1 protein-coding gene is annotated in these 1,142 nt (G+C 76.1%); it reads right to left on the bottom strand.

All coding sequences use genetic code 11. The features are described from left to right. Nucleotides 1-1,142, bottom strand: a 1,142-nt coding sequence (locus A2U95_RS32910) for a sensor histidine kinase (RefSeq protein ID WP_240957892.1), incomplete at both ends; no start/stop codon positions are given.

The raw sequence follows: 1,142 nt of genomic DNA, 5'->3' as shown, positions 1-1,142 counted from the left end.
CGCGGCCGGGGCGAACGGCGCGGGCGGCGCGGCCGGGCCGGGCAGGACGGCGCTCCCCTCCTCGCCCGCGGCGCCGCCCGGCGCGCTCCACGCGGCCGGCGGGTCCAGCGCCTCCTGCACGTAGGGGCGGGCGTCCGCGGTGACCGGCGTGTGCGGGGCGTCGGCGACCAGGGAGCCGGGGGGCAGGTGCGCGTCGCCGAACCGCAGCCGGACGGTGAAGACGGTGCCGCGGCCCTCGGTGCTCTCGGCGGTGATGGTGCCGCCGTGCAGGGAGACGAGCTCCCTGACCAGGGCCAGGCCGATGCCGCTGCCCTCGTGGGAGCGGGCGCGGCTGTTGCGGATGCGGTGGAAGCGGTTGAACAGCCGGGGGAGCTCGGCGGCGGGTATCCCGACGCCGGTGTCGGCGAAGGTCACCACGGCGTGGTCGCCGTCGCGGCGGACCGCCACCCGGATCGTGCCCTCGAAGGTGTACTTCAGGGCGTTGCCCAGCAGGTTGAGGACGACCTTCTCCCACAGGGAGCCGTCCAGGCGCACCGGCTCGCCCAGCGGCGGGCAGTCGACGTCCAGGGTGAGCCCGGCCCGCTCGACCGCGGAGCGGAAGACGCCGGCCAGGTCGGCGGTGGCCGCGGACAGGTCGACGGGGGCGAAGGACGCCTTCATCCGGCCGGCCTCGATCTGCGAGAAGTCCAGCAGGGTGTTGACCAGCCGGCCCATCCGCAGCCCGTTGCGGTGGGCGACCTCCAGTTCCTCGCGCACCGGCGGCCCGGCGTCCGCCAGCCTCGTGCGCAGCTCCTCCAGCGGGCCCATGATCAGGGTCAGCGGGGTGCGGAACTCGTGGCTGACGTTGGAGAAGAACACCGTCTTGGCCCGGTCCAGCTCGGCCAGCTCCTCGGCCCGGCGCTGCTGGGACCGGTAGCTGCGCGCGCTGGCGATGCCCGCGGCCACGTGCCCGGCGACCAGTTCCAGGAAGGACCGGTACCCCTCGTCCAGCGGCCGGTACCGGTTGAGCGCCGCCACCAGGAACCCGTAGGGCGCACCACCCTGCCGGGGCAGCGGCAGCAGCAGCACTCCGGCGGGCGGTTCCTCCCAGGCCCCGGTGGGCGGTGGCTCCGCGCCTTCCGCCGGCCCGGGCGGCCGGGTCA

The organism is Streptomyces chilikensis, from assembly GCF_001642695.1.
GTDB lineage: Bacteria > Actinomycetota > Actinomycetes > Streptomycetales > Streptomycetaceae > Streptomyces > Streptomyces chilikensis.
Note: the sequence above shows the minus strand (reverse complement) of the source record. Positions and strands in the feature narration are given on the sequence as shown.